General features: G+C 29.4%; 14 protein-coding genes. 7 read left to right on the forward strand and 7 right to left on the reverse strand.

The features are described from left to right. Positions 1–1,016 (forward strand): iron uptake transporter deferrochelatase/peroxidase subunit (gene efeB, locus HMPREF2647_RS09190; RefSeq protein WP_070859983.1); only part of this gene is annotated, 1,016 nt, incomplete at its 5' end. Beyond that, positions 997–2,727 (forward strand): FTR1 family protein, encoded by a 1,731-nt coding sequence (locus HMPREF2647_RS09195; protein WP_070859984.1) that lies wholly within the window; start codon positions 997–999, stop codon positions 2,725–2,727. The genes efeB and HMPREF2647_RS09195, both read left to right, overlap by 20 nt. A gap of 70 nt (positions 2,728–2,797) precedes the next feature. Here the strand turns inward: HMPREF2647_RS09195 and tatC are convergent, their stop codons facing one another. Both tatC and HMPREF2647_RS09205 read right to left on the reverse strand, forming a co-directional pair. Then, positions 2,798–3,526 (reverse strand): twin-arginine translocase subunit TatC, encoded by a 729-nt coding sequence (tatC, locus tag HMPREF2647_RS09200; protein WP_083319024.1) that lies wholly within the window; start codon positions 3,524–3,526, stop codon positions 2,798–2,800. After that, complete coding sequence (locus HMPREF2647_RS09205; RefSeq protein WP_017174935.1) at positions 3,495–3,719, reverse strand: twin-arginine translocase TatA/TatE family subunit; 225 nt, start codon at positions 3,717–3,719, stop codon at positions 3,495–3,497. The genes tatC and HMPREF2647_RS09205 overlap by 32 nt, the downstream gene beginning before the upstream one ends. A 176-nt stretch (positions 3,720–3,895) precedes the next feature. Here HMPREF2647_RS09205 and HMPREF2647_RS09210 point away from each other — a divergent pair, with 176 nt between their 5' ends. Then, positions 3,896–4,411 carry a GNAT family N-acetyltransferase gene (locus HMPREF2647_RS09210; protein WP_048680377.1) on the forward strand — a complete coding sequence of 172 codons (516 nt, stop codon included), beginning with the start codon at positions 3,896–3,898 and terminating at the stop codon, positions 4,409–4,411. Positions 4,412–4,466: 55 nt separating this feature from the next. Here HMPREF2647_RS09210 and HMPREF2647_RS09215 read toward each other — a convergent pair whose 3' ends face one another. Continuing rightward, positions 4,467–6,152, reverse strand: a complete 1,686-nt coding sequence (locus HMPREF2647_RS09215; protein ID WP_070859985.1) for a CDP-glycerol glycerophosphotransferase family protein — start codon at positions 6,150–6,152, stop codon at positions 4,467–4,469. 355 nt (positions 6,153–6,507) lie between these two features. On the opposite strand from HMPREF2647_RS09215, the gene HMPREF2647_RS09220 reads away from it, so the two are divergent. Next, positions 6,508–8,109 carry an L-lactate permease gene (locus tag HMPREF2647_RS09220; protein WP_002454956.1) on the forward strand — a complete coding sequence of 534 codons (1,602 nt, stop codon included), beginning with the start codon at positions 6,508–6,510 and terminating at the stop codon, positions 8,107–8,109. Positions 8,110–8,158: 49 nt separating this feature from the next. Here the strand turns inward: HMPREF2647_RS09220 and HMPREF2647_RS09225 are convergent, their stop codons facing one another. Then, entirely contained in the window at positions 8,159–9,304 is a 1,146-nt protein-coding gene (locus HMPREF2647_RS09225; protein WP_002454957.1) for a glycosyltransferase family 4 protein, read from the reverse strand. A 311-nt stretch (positions 9,305–9,615) separates the two neighbouring features. Here HMPREF2647_RS09225 and mqo point away from each other — a divergent pair, with 311 nt between their 5' ends. Then, positions 9,616–11,094, forward strand: coding sequence for a malate dehydrogenase (quinone) (gene mqo / locus HMPREF2647_RS09230; protein ID WP_002448361.1), 1,479 nt, complete (start codon positions 9,616–9,618; stop codon positions 11,092–11,094). 51 nt (positions 11,095–11,145) lie between these two features. On the opposite strand, the gene HMPREF2647_RS09235 is transcribed toward mqo, so the two are convergent. Both HMPREF2647_RS09235 and HMPREF2647_RS09240 read right to left on the reverse strand, forming a co-directional pair. After that, complete coding sequence (locus HMPREF2647_RS09235; RefSeq protein ID WP_070859987.1) at positions 11,146–12,519, reverse strand: sensor histidine kinase; 1,374 nt, start codon at positions 12,517–12,519, stop codon at positions 11,146–11,148. After that, entirely contained in the window at positions 12,512–13,186 is a 675-nt protein-coding gene (locus tag HMPREF2647_RS09240; protein WP_002448578.1) for a response regulator transcription factor, read from the reverse strand. Before HMPREF2647_RS09240 ends, HMPREF2647_RS09235 begins: the two co-directional genes overlap by 8 nt. 129 nt (positions 13,187–13,315) lie before the next feature. Between HMPREF2647_RS09240 and HMPREF2647_RS09245 the strand changes: the two genes are divergently transcribed. After that, positions 13,316–14,371, forward strand: coding sequence for an ABC transporter permease (locus tag HMPREF2647_RS09245; RefSeq protein ID WP_070443397.1), 1,056 nt, complete (start codon positions 13,316–13,318; stop codon positions 14,369–14,371). Continuing rightward, on the forward strand, positions 14,371–15,036 hold the full coding sequence (locus HMPREF2647_RS09250; protein WP_017174927.1) for an ABC transporter ATP-binding protein: 666 nt from the start codon (positions 14,371–14,373) through the stop codon (positions 15,034–15,036). Before HMPREF2647_RS09245 ends, HMPREF2647_RS09250 begins: the two co-directional genes overlap by 1 nt. Before the next feature lie 69 nt (positions 15,037–15,105). Here HMPREF2647_RS09250 and HMPREF2647_RS09255 read toward each other — a convergent pair whose 3' ends face one another. Then, positions 15,106–16,062 (reverse strand): YdcF family protein, encoded by a 957-nt coding sequence (locus tag HMPREF2647_RS09255; RefSeq protein ID WP_019834777.1) that lies wholly within the window; start codon positions 16,060–16,062, stop codon positions 15,106–15,108. Positions 16,063–16,089: the final 27 nt, after the last annotated feature.

Consider the following 16,089-nt stretch of genomic DNA (forward strand, 5'->3'; position numbering starts at 1 on the left):
AAAAAAATTGTAATTTCATTGCATTAGATTTAAAGTCCAAAGATCAAACATTAATTAAAGATATGTTTAAAAAATGGACTCAAATGTCTGTTAGTATGACTGACGGTGCTATTATTGGGGGAAATAGTAACAATACACTATTACCACCTGTAGATACTGGTGAATCAATAGGATTAGATGCTAGTAAACTCACTTTAACATATGGCGTGAGTAAGTCTTTTTTGAAAAAAATAGGATTATCATCTAAAATTCCATTTGATTTTAGAGATATACCTCATTTTCCTAATGATCAATTAGATGAAGAGTATAGTGATGGAGATATTATGATTCAAGCATGTTCAAATGATCCTCAAGTTACTTTTCATGCTATACATAACTTAATACGACCTTTTAGAGACATCATTAAAATTCGTTGGTCACAACATGGTTTTATTTCTGCTAAAAAAAATGAAACACCGAGAAATTTAATGGCATTTAAAGATGGTACAGTTAATCCACGAAAAAATAACGATTTGAAAAAATATGTATTTATTGATAATGGATGGGCAGAAAATGGAACGTATTGCATTATAAGACGAATCCAAATACATATTGAGACATGGGATCGTACCGCATTAGAAGAGCAAGAAGCAACATTTGGTCGTAAACGTTCTACAGGTGCACCTCTAACAGGTAAGAAAGAATTCGATAATATTGATTTAAATGCTAAAAATAATAAGGGCAAGTATGTTATCGATGAGAATGCGCATACACGTTTAGCTCGTGAAGTAAAAACTTCTATTAAACGTAGAGCATATAATTATAATGATGGTACAAATGCTAAAACAGGTGACTTAGATACTGGACTCATGTTTATTTGTTTCCAAAAATCTATTCAACAGTTTATCGATATTCAAAATAATTTAGGACACAATGATAAATTAAATGAATATATCACACATCGAGGTTCTGCATCATTTCTTGTATTACCAGGGATACAAAAGGGAGGTTATATCGGTGAAACACTCTTTAATTAGGATATCGATAATTACTCTCTTAATCATTATTACACGTCTGTTTTCATTGACTTCAGTTAGTGTTGCAAATGATAGTCAATTAAATGATGCGTATGTAGCTATCTCTGATGCGAAATCGACGTTAGAGCACAAACAATTAAATTATAACGAAAAACAAAACGTGTTGAATGAAGTAAAACATAAAATAATGTCTTTAAATATTAAAGAAAATAAAAAAGGAAAAGATGTTAAATCGAAACTTCATATGATTGATCAAGCAACGACTACAAATAAACAAATCGAATCGTTATCGGAGTTAACAAAATCTCTCATCGTTTACGAAAGTTCTGTATCGACTGATGATATTGATAAAGATATTAGAAATTTAAAAAAACAAATTAACGCAAAAGATAATATCATGCAAGAAGCTGTAAAAAATAAAGATAGATCAAAATTACAATCTATTAATAATATGTTAAATCAAATTTGGAAAAAACATGAAACGGCCATCAGAAATTATGATGAAAATAAATATGGACAAATAGAAGTATACTTGATGCAGTTACGTGTAGCTATTCAAAAAGAACCATTAGACATAAAAAAAGTAGATAATGCTTGGAAGACATTTAAAACAAGTATTGATACTGTTGATAAAAAGCAATCCAATACTGAAAAAAATCAATATAAAGTTACCCAACTTAATATTGAATTAGAGAAAGCAATCAAAGGTATCGAGAGTCATCAGTTAAAACAATCAGATGAGGCACTGACTAAATTTATACAAATATGGCCTTATGTTGAAGGCAAAATTCAAACTAAAAACAGTAGTTTATATACAAAAATTGAAGATAAAATTCCATATTATCAAAGTATTTTAGATAATAGTAATAAAGATCGTATTAAAGAAAGTTTAATAAAAATAAATTCTGAAATTAAAGATACTGTAAGTGAAGACGCATATTCATCTATAGATGTAATGATTATATTTTTACGTGAAGGATTAGAAGTATTATTAATCATATTGACATTAACAACTATGACAAGAAATGTTAGAGACACTAAAGGGACAACAAGTGTCATTGGTGGCGCTATATTAGGTTTGATTTTAAGTCTCGCATTAGCACTTATCTTTATTCAAGTACTAGGAAATAATGGATTATTACGTGAAGGTATGGAAGCAGCACTAGGAATAATAGCAGTTGTTTTAATGTATATTGTGGGTATATGGATGCATAGACGTTCAAGTGCTAAGCGATGGAATGATATGATTCAACAAATGTATCACCATGCAATAAGTAATCGAAACTTAGCATTATTAGGTACAATTGGATTAATATCCGTTTTGAGAGAAGGCGTTGAAGTCATTATCTTTTATATGGGAATGATGGGAAGTATAAAAACTTTAGATTTTGTTATAGGAATTATACTAGCCATTGTTATATTAAGCATATTTACATTGTTATTCAAAACAGTTATACGATTGATACCTATATATTTTATTTTTAGAGTACTTTCTATTTTAATATTTATTATGGCATTTAAAATGTTAGGAATTAGTATTCAAAAATTACAATTACTTGGAATGATAACACAACATAGTATTGAGCATATTCCAACACTTAATATCATTGGTTTTTATCCAAGTATTGAAACGATGAGTGCACAATTAATTTATATACTATTAATTGCTTATTTCACTTTAAAACATACTAAAACAAAGCATCATATCTAAATTGAAAATAAAGTCTCAAACGAGTAGATTAATTTACTCGTTTGAGACTTTTGCATTTGATTCGAATTCATTAATGTCGAGTAGTTATTTTAGTTAAAAGAATGCTTATTTCAAATAAAATAATGAGTGGTAAAGTCAAAAATAGATTCAAAGTGATATCTGGTGGTGCAAGAATACTAGCAATAATGAAACAAGTAAAATAAATATATTTGCGATATTGGTGTAATTGTTTAATATCTATTACATCCATTTTAACTAGTCCCATACAAAACATAGGTAATTGAAAGACGACACCAAATATAAATAACCACCTTATTAATTCATGTAAATAAGCATTAAAACCAATCACCGGTTGAATATACATTGTTTTCGATAATGTTAATGAAAATTTTATAATTAACGGAAATCCGATAGTATAGGCGAAACCGACACCAATGATAAATAACGCAGTACATAATAAACTATATTTATAAATAAAAAGACGTTCACGTCGATGAAGCCCTGGTGATATAAATGCCCATAATTGATAGAAAATAATAGGAAGAACTAAGCATAAAGTTACAAAACTAATGATTAGTATATAGATTTGAATCATTTCAGTGAATGAAAAAGTATGTAAAACAACTTGAGTGCGTTTAATATGATAAACAAAAGTTGTGATCCACCATTTAGATGATATGTATACTAACGGCAAAGAAATTAAAAATGAAATAAGTATATTAGTTAAACGTCGTCTTAATTCTTCAAAATGTGCGAGTAAGGTCGAACTAGTTTGATTTGTCTCGCTGTTGTTTAGAATGTTTACTGGGTGTTTCCTCTACCTCATCTGAATCAATATGTTCAGCTGCAGACTTAAATTCTCTTAAAGTACTGCCAATCGCTTTACCAAATTGTGGCAATTTTTTAGGACCAAAAATAATTAATGCAACAATACTAATAATGACTAAACTGGTAGGTCCAGCAATACCTAATATAAATAACTCATGAAACATCTTAAACACCTCACTTTAATATAGTCTATCTTTACTTTATACTTATTGATAATTATTATCAATATATATTTTAATTTATAATAAAATAATTTAATATAGTGTTTAAAATGTGTTTGATAAGGAATAAGGTATTATCTAGTTTTGTGAAAAAATAAGTACAATAAAAGAGAGGAAATATGAAAGAAGAAATTGAAGAAATTAAACAAGATAATGTAAGTGAGTTAAGAAAAATTGCAGAAAAAACATTTTATGATACTTTTAAAGGTAGTTATACTGATGAAAACTTTAAAAAATTTTTTGAAGAAAACTATAATGAAACGAAGTTATTATCAGAAATCGAACATCATCAATCATTTCACTATTTCTATAAGGTCGATGATGAGATTGCTGGTTATTTAAAATTAAATATTAATGAAACACAAACTGAACCAAAAGGTAATCAATATTTAGAAATTCAGCGCATTTATTTTGATAAGGATTACCAAGGTGGAGGGAGAGGAAGTCAATTTATTCAATTAGCGATTGATAAAGCAAGGGAGTATAATAAATCAAAAATATGGTTAGGTGTTTGGGAAAATAATCCTTCTGCCATTAGCTTTTATAAAAAGCAAGGCTTTGAAATTACAGGACAACATGATTTTATTAATGGTAATGTAATAGACACGGATTTAATTATGGAAAAAGAAATTTAAAATAACACAATAAAGCACTAAGCGTACAGAAAAGTTCTGTACGCTTAGTGCTTTATTATTTATCTAAAATATCTCTCATAAGTTGAGTTAATTTTTTTAGAGATTGATTATTACGATTTATAAGTGCATGTTGATGAATGGTAGGAATCCTATCATAAATTAAATGATTTAGTAACAATTCTTCGTCTGTGTACCAAACTTTTGCTAGACTATTCAGCACATCAATATAGACGCCACGTTCTTCTTTATATTCTTCGTGGTTAGGAGTATATAAACAAACTTTTTTATCAATAGTTAGGGCATCAAAAATGATAGAAGAATAATCAGTAAGTACAATGTCTGATACTAAGATTAAGTCTTGTGTTTCGATATCCATAGGAGCCTCAATGACACCTTCTGGAATAGCATCATCACCTTCAATATGCCCCTTATATATCACATAGTATTTTTCTAGTAACTCTGGTGTCATTGTTAAAGGCGTAAATGATTCTGTATTTTTATGCCATGTTGGCGCATATAATAAAACAGGTTTTGTATGATGGAGTTTTAATTTTTCACGTATTTTTCTTTGCTGATTTTGATTATCTTTATAGTTTAGTAAATAACTTACTCTTGGATAACCAAAAGGAAGAAATTGAACCGTTTCATTAGGAAAAGCAGTCTCAAATAAACCTTCTGAAGCTTTTGAATCTAATAAGACATATGATTGGTGTTTCCATTTATTATATTTTCTTGCTCTGTAATTATAAATAGTTTGATTTTGATAAGGTTCTTTACTATCTAAAAATAATTCTTTAATAGGTGTACCATGCCATAATTGAATGACTGTACCATTAGGTTGGTAAGCTTCAGGCATATAACTTTCAATGACTACAATTTTTGCAGTTTCAATAAGTTCTTTATTATGTTCTGCATCAATGGGAAGGAAATACGGTCCACGTCTATCGTCAGTAATGTAATAAGCTTCTGTTGTTGGATTTCGTTTTACAAAATAATTAAAAAGGTATTTAGAGTTACCCCTATAGCCATAATCGAATCCTAAAAATACGACATGATTTTTCAATTTGGATGTATCTTTAGTATAGATATAACTTAATTTTTTATGATTTTGAATAGCACGTTGATGAATTTTATTGTACATCCATTTAGGTAATTTAAATTTTGTTGTTACAAGCCAGCTATCAGCAAAACGAAGAGTTTCGTCAGCTAATGGATGCTTATATTTAGGAAATGGAATCGAATGGCCGTGGATATAAGCTAATTTATTTAAATCAAAGTGATTGGCAATTTTAATTTCTCGTGTATCTAATGAATTCCAAAATGAACTAGATGTCTGTAATTCCTCAATAAAATCAAAAACAACATGTCCATCTATATCAACCTCATTTTTTAAAATAGTGATGACTGCTAGGTCCATAATAGATTGAATTTGATATTTTGAGAGGTAAATCAGCGCAGTATCAATATTATAAATGATATTTGGATAATGATTAATATTATTCATCCAAGCGAGAAAACTTAATTTATCATTCCCAAAATAACGACAATCATTAAGATAAACACCATGGATTGTGTAATCAACCGCAATAGAATGTTCACCTAATGAGACAGCATTAAGCATGTCTTGATTAATTTTTATTTCGTTAGAATAGGGGATAAAATGTGAATACCCTGCAGATTTAGCTTTATTAAGTTGTATATCTAGATGTGACATATTAGATATATTTATTTGTTTAATCATTATGCATTATCCTTTAACTCCTAAATTTCATATTTTTATTTTACCATGCACTTTTAAAAAATTCATATTTACATGAATGATCATATAAAATCATATGTTTATGAAAATTCAAATAGATCTTACTACTATTGTTGACATAAATTATTTTTACAGTATTGTCAATTGTGATAAGAAATGTTATATTATTTTTGTGAAAATATTCACAAAAATAAAAAGTGTAATATTCTAATTTTAACTTGATTACAATATGTTAATTTTTGTGAATACCTGTTAAAATTAGAAAAGTGAATTTTTAGTTGTTTAGCTAGATAATTCATCAATATAATAAAATATTAAGGAAAGAAGCGTTTAAACTATGTTAGTACATTCTTTTAACCCTTTTGGTAACTTAGCGTTATCTAGTTTAATTGCAGCAATTCCAATCATTTTATTCTTGTTATGTTTAACTGTGTTTAAAATGAAAGGGATTTATGCAGCAATCACTACTTTAGTAGTTACTTTACTTATTGCATTGCCATTCTTTAAATTACCTGGTGGTATTGCTACAGGTGGTGTAATAGAAGGATTCTATCAAGGTATTATCCCAATTGGTTATATCGTTATTATGGCCGTTTTATTATATAAAACGACTCAAGAATCTGGTCAATTTAGTACAATTCAAGATAGCATTATGAGCATTTCACAAGACCAACGTATTCAATTATTATTAATTGGTTTTGCTTTTAATGGCTTCTTAGAAGGTGCTGCAGGTTTCGGTGTGCCAATTGCAATTTGTGCATTATTACTTGCACAACTAGGTTTTAAACCTTTACAAGCAGCAATGTTATGTTTAATTGCCAACGCTGCTTCAGGTGCATTCGGTGCAATTGGTATTCCAGTTGGTATTGTGAATACACTTCATTTACCAGGACATGTTGAAGCAATGAGCGTGTCTCAAGTGTCTACACTTACTTTAGCAATTATTAACTTTATTATTCCATTCTTATTAATCTTTATTATTGATGGTTTTAAAGGTATTAAGGAAACATTACCACAAATTTTAGTAGCTTCAATTACTTATACAGTATTACAAGGCTTAATTACAGTATTTGTTGGTCCAGAATTAGCTGACATCATTCCACCATTAGTGACTATGGGTGTGTTAGCAGTATTCTCTAAAAAATTCCAACCTAAAAATATTTTTAGAATACAAAAAGATGTTAAACCAGAAGCAGTTACTCCACATAGTGGTAAAGAAATTTTATATGCATGGAGCCCATTCATTATCTTAACTGTAATTGTAATGATTTGGAGTGCAACATTCTTCAAAAACTTATTTGCACCAAATGGTCCTTTATCAGCATTAGTATTTAATTTCAATTTACCAGGCACATACAGTGATGTTACACACAAACCAATTATGTTAACTTTTAACTTTATTGGTCAAACTGGTACTGCTATTTTACTAACAATTATTATTACAGTTTTAATGTCTAAAAAAGTTAGCTTTGGTGATGCAGGACGTTTATTTGTTGAAGCATTCAAAGAACTATGGTTACCAATTTTAACAATTTGCTTCATCTTAGCAATTTCTAAAATCACTACATATGGTGGTTTAAGTGCTGCAATGGGTCAAGGTATCGCAAAAGCAGGCGGCGTGTTCCCAATCTTATCTCCAATCTTAGGATGGATCGGTGTGTTTATGACAGGTTCAGTAGTAAACAACAACTCATTATTTGCACCAATCCAAGCTTCTGTAGCACAACAAATTGGTACAAGTGCACCATTACTTGTTGCAGCTAATACTGTTGGTGGGGTTGCAGCTAAATTGATTTCACCACAATCTATTGCAATTGCAACAGCAGCTGTAAAACAAGTGGGTAAAGAATCAGAATTACTTAAAATGACTCTGAAATATAGTATTGGACTACTTATCTTTATCTGTATTTGGACATTTATCTTATCTATATTTATGTAGATATCATTAAAAGGATTGCAACTCGGAGAATTCCGATTGCAATCCTTTTTTATTTGAAAATAGAATAAAAATAATCGTAAATTTTATCTGGAGAATAATGTTCAAGAGTTTGATGACTCGATTTAATCATATTTTCTGAATGCGTTCTCTTTTGAATAGCAAGATTAATATATTTTGCTAATGATTGTGCATTCGCATAGTCTGCTAAATAACCATTTTTATTATGTTGAATCAGTTGTGAAGGTCCAAGTGTATCTTTAAAACTAATAACAATATTGTCTTGAGCCATTGCTTCTAATATGACCATTCCAAACCCTTCATTTCGTGAAGGAACGACAGTCATTCGGCTTTGTGCCAATTTTTCATTAAGGTGTTGAGTGGCTGGATGTATGGTTATTAAGTCATTAAGCTGGTAATGATTAATAGTTTCTTGTAAATTTTGATGTTCTTGACCTTCACCATAAATCTCGATTTTATAGTTTTTCTGTCTAAGCGTATCTTTAATGAGTTGGACACTTTCGATTAAAATATCATAACCTTTTTCATATTCTAGACGTCCGGCACTTAAAATAATATTTTTTTTAGGTAGATTTAATTTTTTAGTTCGAATAATATTAGGAACGACATATACAGGTGTTTCAATGAATGATTCATAATGGTTTTTATCAGTATGAGTTAAAGTGGTTAGCGCGTCTAGATGTTGATAAGCATCTAATATTTCTTGTCGATACGCTTTGGGATAGGCATTTAAATTCATATGTTCCATACCTATTGTCATTGCATGTCCATGATAATATTTAGAAATAAATATATTAAAACTTGCTCTTGTACCTATGAGTACATCGGTATCTATATCATTAATTGCACGTATCAGTTTATGTTCAATATACTTGGAGAATTGATTTAAACCAGGCTCATGTTTTGAAAGGTAGATAGGCTTTAATAAAGGAGTGTATTTATTCAATCGATTCATAAAGATAGAAATCACATTTTGTGGTTTTAATCTATAATCAACTAAGGACTTTATTTTAATAGAAGAATTAAGTTTGAAGTAAGGCATATCTTTAGCTCTAAAAATAGAGATAATTTCAACGTTATGACCTTTGTCCGCTAAGGTATTTGCTAATTCAGTCATTGCTTTAACTGTGCCACCTAAGGCGTATATATTATGCATTAAAAAAGTAAATGATTTCATGATTGTACCTCGTTATTAATAATATTATAAAAATTATAGCATGTAATAAACCAACTGTATAAATGTTGTAAGCTTTATAATAAAATTAAAATATTTTTGAAAATAGAGATGACATAATGTGATAATTCGTGTAAATACTTTTTTCAAAGAGAAATTATGTATATAATTACTATAGTAATTAAAATTTTATTTACGCTTTTAACGTCAAATTAATATTTATTTTTTTATCGATAAAAGAAAGCGTTTTAAATTAAAAATGGTCGTGTTTATTTCGACTGAAGATGTGATTATAAAAGGGGGACTGGGTTGTTATGAGTATAGAACATAGCAAAACAGATGTCATCTTAATCGGTGGCGGAATAATGAGCGCAACATTAGGAACATTACTAAAAGATTTATCTCCAGAAAAAGAAATTAAAATTTTCGAAAAATTGGAACAATCAGGTGAGGAGAGTTCTAATGTATGGAATAATGCTGGAACAGGACATTCAGCTCTATGTGAATTGAATTATACAAAAGAAAATAAAGATGGCAGTATTGATGTAACAAAAGCAATTAAAATTAATGAACAGTTCCAAGTATCTAAACAATTTTGGGCTTATCTAGTTAGAACTGGTCAACTAGAACATCCAGGTAATTTTATTCAATCTGTGCCACATATGAGCTTTGTTAAAGGTATTTTAAACGTAGACTTTTTGAAAAAACGTGTAAAAGCTTTAAAAGAAAATATTTTATTTCAAAAAATGGAAATCACAGAAGATCGAGATAAAATTGTTGAATGGGTGCCGTTAATGGTAGAAGGTAGAACATCACCCGTTCCTATTGCATTATCTCGGGATGAAACTGGTACAGATGTAAACTTTGGAGCACTCACTAAAAAATTAATTTCTAATTTAAAAGAACATAAAGTAGATGTTACGTATCATCAAGAAGTTCAAAATATTGAAAGATTAAATAATGGTTATTGGAAAGTGACTGTCAAAGATTTGAAGTCTAATACAATTCACACGTTTGAATCTGAGTTTGTGTTCATTGGTGCTGGAGGAGCAAGTCTTCCACTTCTACAAAAAACTGGAATTAAGCAGTCTAAACATGTAGGTGGTTTCCCAGTAAGTGGTCTTTTCTTACGTTGTAAAAACAAAGACGTTATTGAACGTCATTATGCAAAAGTATATGGTAAAGCAGATGTTGGAGCACCGCCGATGTCTGTACCACATTTAGATACACGATTTGTAAATGGAGAACGATCTCTATTATTTGGACCGTTTGCAGGCTTCTCACCTAAATTTTTGAAAACAGGATCCAATTTAGATTTAATTCGTTCTGTTAAACCGAATAATATTGTGACGATGTTAACAGCAGGAGTTAAAGAGTTTAATTTAACTAAATACTTAGTTTCTCAATTAATGCTTAGTCATAAAGATCGAATGAATGATTTAAGAATCTTTTTACCGAATGCTAGAGACGAAGATTGGGAAGTTGTTATTGCTGGACAACGTGTTCAAGTGATTAAAGATACAGAAGATAGTAAAGGAAATTTACAATTTGGTACAGAGGTCATTACTTCTGATGATGGATCACTTGCAGCATTATTAGGTGCTTCTCCAGGAGCTTCAACAGCTGTCGATATCATGCTAGATGTATTAAAACGCTGTTACAAAAATGAATTTGATGCTTGGATTCCAAAAATTAAAGAGATGATCCCATCATACGGACTTAAACTTAATGAGCACGAAGAAGTTTATAACGCAGTAAATAAAGAAGTAAGAAAATATTTAAATGTGAAATAATCGAAAAAACAGGTAGTGTCATTTTTAACACTGCCTGTTTTTTCGATTAAGTTAAAATAGGATATGCGGAAATAGAATTTTAAATGTCGTGCCATTTTTAGAATCACTAGATACACATATTTTACCGTGATGTAAATCAATGATGGACTTAGTAATTGCTAGTCCTAAACCATTACTATTATCACTAGCATTGAGTTTATAAAAACGATCAAATAGATGTGGTATCGCTTGTTTAGAAATAGTTTGTCCTTCATTTGTTACCGCAAACATAATATGATTATTTTCTTGATTCAAAGTAATATCGATAATGCCATTTATATCTGAATATTTAATAGCATTTTGAATTAGATTCGAAAATGCTTGATGTAAAAGGCGACGATTTCCCTGAAAATATATGTTATGCATATCAGATAATAACATCAATGATTTATCATCAATCGTGTATTGTTCATGTCGAATGATATCAGTAACGAGTGAAGATAATTCTAAATTATCGTCAACAGATAAGTGATTCGCATTATCTAATTCAGATAGTAATAGTAGTTCTTTTATTAAGTTACTAAGACGTGTAATTTCTAAATGAATATCATTGATTAAGCTATGACGTTCATCTTCTGAATGCGCAAATTGTAATTCAGTTAATAGTCTTTCAATATGTGTAAGAGGTGTTTTAATTTCATGTGAAACATTTTGAACAAAATGTTGACGCATGTCATCTAATTGTTTTAATGACTGACGCATGGTATCAAAACGAAACTGTAAAGTTCCAATTTCATCATGACGGGTATGAGAAATGGGTGTTTCAAAATTCCCATTCATTAATTGTTCGGTCGCCATTTTTAACTTTTTAATAGGTTTAATGATTGAGTATGTTGAAGCAATAACAAGTGAAATAGATATCAGCAATAAGAAAATAAGTAATACCAATAAAAATATTCTAAACTCGCCGAATGTTTTACCTATATCTGGTCGCATAAATACTGCTATAGGTTCATGGTCTTCATAAAATCTTATGCCCACAGTGTTATCAGTTTCATTATCAAAGAAACCTGTCACGAATAATTCAAAAGGTTTGTTTTTTATACCGTGATAATCATGACCACGCATAACTTGGTTAATAGATGATGAGGACAGTGTATCTTTTCTAAAAGGTTCACCATAAAATGTTTTTTGTCCTTGTTTATCGACGGTAACGATTTGATAATTCATTTGTCCTAAATGTTGAAAATAAGATTTTACGTATTTTGAAGGAAGTTGATGTTCATAAGTACGAGCTTCTTTTAACGTACGCATAATTTTAGTGTCATTATTTTCTTTGAGATTGAAATGATAATGTATATTTGCAATGAAAAAACTAACTAATGCACTAAAAATAATCACAGTAATAGTATAAATTGCAATGCGACTATATAGTGTTTTAAACATCTTTATTCACCTTGTATCCCTGGCCTCTTACTGTTTGAATTTCAATAGTTGCCTCTAATTTTTTTAACCGTGTTCTTAAACGCTTAATATGAACATCTACTGTTCTTTCATCGCCTGTATAATCGAAACCCCAAATTTTTTCAATAATAGACTCTCTTGTGTAAATTTGTCTTGGATGAGTGCATAATAAAAATAGGAGTTGGAATTCTTTAGTAGGAAGATTCATTTTTTTAGATGCTACACTCACCTCCATAAATTCATCATTTAAAATGACATTTCCTATTTCAATCTTATTTTGCGTATTAATTTGATAACGACGCAAAACGGCACGAATTCTAAATAATAATTCCTTAATTTCAAAAGGTTTAGTTACATAGTCATCTGTGCCACTGACAAATGCACGTTCTTTATCACTTAATGCATCTCGTGCTGTTAGCATAATAACTGGTAATTGATAGCGATCTTTTAATAATTGACATAATTCAAATCCATCCATACCTGTCATCATAATATCTACAACTGCGATATCCACGCGATGATGATTAAGATATTTTAATGCTTGTTCTCCACTCGAATGTGTCACGGTTTTTATATGATCCGCTTCTAAATGTTTAGAAACGTAATGCAAGAGTTTTGGATCATCATCTACAATTAAACATTTTATCATTTACTTTTCGCTCCTTTTCTAATTATTATACGAATCTTTAAAATCTAAGACAATTTTCTTTGTTGTTCATATTCAGTTCATATTTACTCTCTATACTGTTTAATAAAGATAAATAGGGAGGAAAAAGAAATGAATTTAGCTTGGAAAGAAATAAAATTTTATAAGTTTCGATATATATTAATTATGCTAATCATCTTCTTACTAGGGAGTATGGTATTATTTATTAATGGTTTAGCTCAAGGTTTAGCGAGAGAAAATGTGTCATTTTTAAATAATCAAAATGCACAAACATATATTATTGAAAAAATGAAAGAACCTAAAATTGAAAAATCACAACTTGATTCAAATCAACAAAATAAGATAGAAGATATTATAAATCAACAAGCAACACATCTTGGACCACAAACATTAAAATTAAAACAACAAGATCAAGATATTCTTACGTTCTCTACTTCTAAAGAAGATCGTCCCTCTTTAAAAGAAGGTCGCTATCCTAATCATTCATATGAAGTTGCAATAAATGATAAATTAACGGGACAAGATGTAAAAAAAGGAGATATGATTAAGTTTAAAGGTCATAAAGAAGCTTATAAAGTAAGTGGTATTATTGAAGATACAATGTATTCTCATAGCTCAATGGTTATGATGAATCATTCAGATTTTAAAGCACTTAATAAAAATTATTCTACATTCTACCCAGTTAAAGAATTAAGTAAAAAAGATAAAAATAGAATTAATGATATTTCTAATGTAACAACTGTTAGTGAAAAAACATTGACTGATAACATTGCAAGTTACCAAGCAGAACAAATGCCATTGAATTTAATGATCATTAGTTTGTTCGTGATTACAGCAATTGTATTAAGTGCATTCTTTTATGTTATGACCATTCAAAAAATCTCACAAATAGGTATATTAAAAGCAGTAGGAATTAAAACGAGACATTTATTAAGCTCATTAATTATAGAGATTATTTTAACTACTATGGTGGGTGTTATTTTAGCCACAATACTTATTTTAATATTAAGTTTAATTATGCCAGTGACTATGCCATTTTATCTAGGTTACGGTACAATTTTATTAATGATTGTTATTTTTCTTATTGTAGGATGTATCGGTGCCTTACTATCATTTATCAAAGTATTAAAAGTGGATCCAATTGATGCTATTGGAGGTATGGAATAATGACATTAAAACTCGAACATATTAGTAAAACATTTGGAGAAGGTTTAGCGAAGACAAACGTATTAAAGGATATTAATTTAGAAGTTCAACCAGGAGAGTTTATTATTTTAAATGGTGCATCAGGTTCAGGTAAATCGACACTATTAAATATATTAGGTGGGTTGTTGACACCTACTGATGGTAAGATATTATATGAAGGTCATGATTTGTATTCAAATTATAAAAATAGTACAGAATTAAGACTTAATGATATTGGTTTTATTTTTCAAGCATCACACCTTGTTCCTTATCTAACTGTTGAAGAGCAACTCACTGTTATTGCTAAGGAAGCGGGAGTAAATAAAAAAGAAGCTGCTTCAAATGCTAAATATTTATTAACAGAAATTGGTCTCAAAGATCGTTTGAATGCATTTCCACATATGTTATCAGGAGGAGAAAAGCAGCGTGTAGCAATTATGCGTGCCTTTACAAATAATCCTAAAATCATTCTTGCTGATGAACCAACAGCAAGCTTAGATGCAAGTCGTGCTACGAAAGTAGTAGAGATGATTAGGGAACGTATAAAATCTGAACAGATGGTAGGTATTATGATTACACATGACGAGCGATTATTTGACTATGCTGATCGCGTCGTAAAATTAGAAGACGGCAAAATACTTAATTAAAAAGTGAGTAGTATGAATATGATGGAAAAGTCTGGGTCATATAAGAAAATGATCCAGACTTTTTGTATATTAAAGTAATATCCAAATTGATACTATAAATAGTCCAACTAAATACAAAGTCAAAAGTAATTTATATTGATACATAAGTGCAAGGAAATCGCGTAAAAGCGCTTTATCTAGAAAATGATAAGGCGTTGAACTTCCTAATCCTATTATGTTTATATTTAACTTTTGTGCAAGACGTAAGGCTCTTAAAATATGAAACTGACTCGTCACACATAAAATATTAGGGACATTTTCAAACGATGTATTAATGAAAGATTTAGAATATAAAAAGTTCTCATATGTACTGCTTGATTGTGATTCCATCAATATTGAAGAAGATGACACGCCACATTTCATGAGATAATTCTTCATTGCTAAAGCCTCTGAAATTGGTTCGTCAGGACCTTGACCACCACTTACCAATATGTTGCAATTATGCGACTGTACTTTATAGATTTTTAAAGCTCTATCCAGTCTAGAGGCTAGCATAGGAGTGACTGTTTCAGTGAATATACCTGCGCCAAGTATAAGAATCACATCATATTGTTTATGGGTTTTAGCACGTCCAAATGCAGAAGAAAAAATTAAATATATAATGAAAGTGTAACAAGCACTAAATAAAATTAAAGCAATCCATAAAAACATGCCATTTAAAATAGATAATGGTATTGTACTAAGATATATAAATATACCAATAAATAAGACACCATTTATTAATCTACGAAACATTTTGTTTAAGAAACGGGTTCCTTTTTTTATTTTAAATAGATGAGAATGTTTGACAAGCAAACCGATGGTAGAAATGATAATTAATATAAACAATCCAGTTGGTAGAGTCATGGTCATGATATTAATGAGATTAATGGTGAAACATAATATCACGCTTGTAATAAAAAAAGAAAGGGAGATAAAATGTCTTATATTAAACAAAACACTTAGGATAATAATTAAAACAATAAATAATAAAATGATTGCTAGCATATTTAATAACCTCATATCTATTTATAT

This window comes from Staphylococcus sp. HMSC035D11, assembly GCF_001836075.1.
In the GTDB taxonomy this organism is placed as follows: Bacteria; Bacillota; Bacilli; order Staphylococcales; family Staphylococcaceae; genus Staphylococcus; species Staphylococcus hominis.

Coding starts and splice junctions, on each gene's coding strand:
- HMPREF2647_RS09205 (WP_017174935.1), bottom strand. CDS start 3,719: ATGTTTCATGAGTTATTTATATTAGGTATTGCTGGACCTACCAGTTTA.
- HMPREF2647_RS09210 (WP_048680377.1), top strand. CDS start 3,896: ATGAAAGAAGAAATTGAAGAAATTAAACAAGATAATGTAAGTGAGTTA.
- HMPREF2647_RS09215 (WP_070859985.1), bottom strand. CDS start 6,152: ATGATTAAACAAATAAATATATCTAATATGTCACATCTAGATATACAA.
- HMPREF2647_RS09220 (WP_002454956.1), top strand. CDS start 6,508: ATGTTAGTACATTCTTTTAACCCTTTTGGTAACTTAGCGTTATCTAGT.
- HMPREF2647_RS09225 (WP_002454957.1), bottom strand. CDS start 9,304: ATGAAATCATTTACTTTTTTAATGCATAATATATACGCCTTAGGTGGC.
- mqo (WP_002448361.1), top strand. CDS start 9,616: ATGAGTATAGAACATAGCAAAACAGATGTCATCTTAATCGGTGGCGGA.
- HMPREF2647_RS09235 (WP_070859987.1), bottom strand. CDS start 12,519: ATGTTTAAAACACTATATAGTCGCATTGCAATTTATACTATTACTGTG.
- HMPREF2647_RS09240 (WP_002448578.1), bottom strand. CDS start 13,186: ATGATAAAATGTTTAATTGTAGATGATGATCCAAAACTCTTGCATTAC.
- HMPREF2647_RS09245 (WP_070443397.1), top strand. CDS start 13,316: ATGAATTTAGCTTGGAAAGAAATAAAATTTTATAAGTTTCGATATATA.
- HMPREF2647_RS09250 (WP_017174927.1), top strand. CDS start 14,371: ATGACATTAAAACTCGAACATATTAGTAAAACATTTGGAGAAGGTTTA.
- HMPREF2647_RS09255 (WP_019834777.1), bottom strand. CDS start 16,062: ATGCTAGCAATCATTTTATTATTTATTGTTTTAATTATTATCCTAAGT.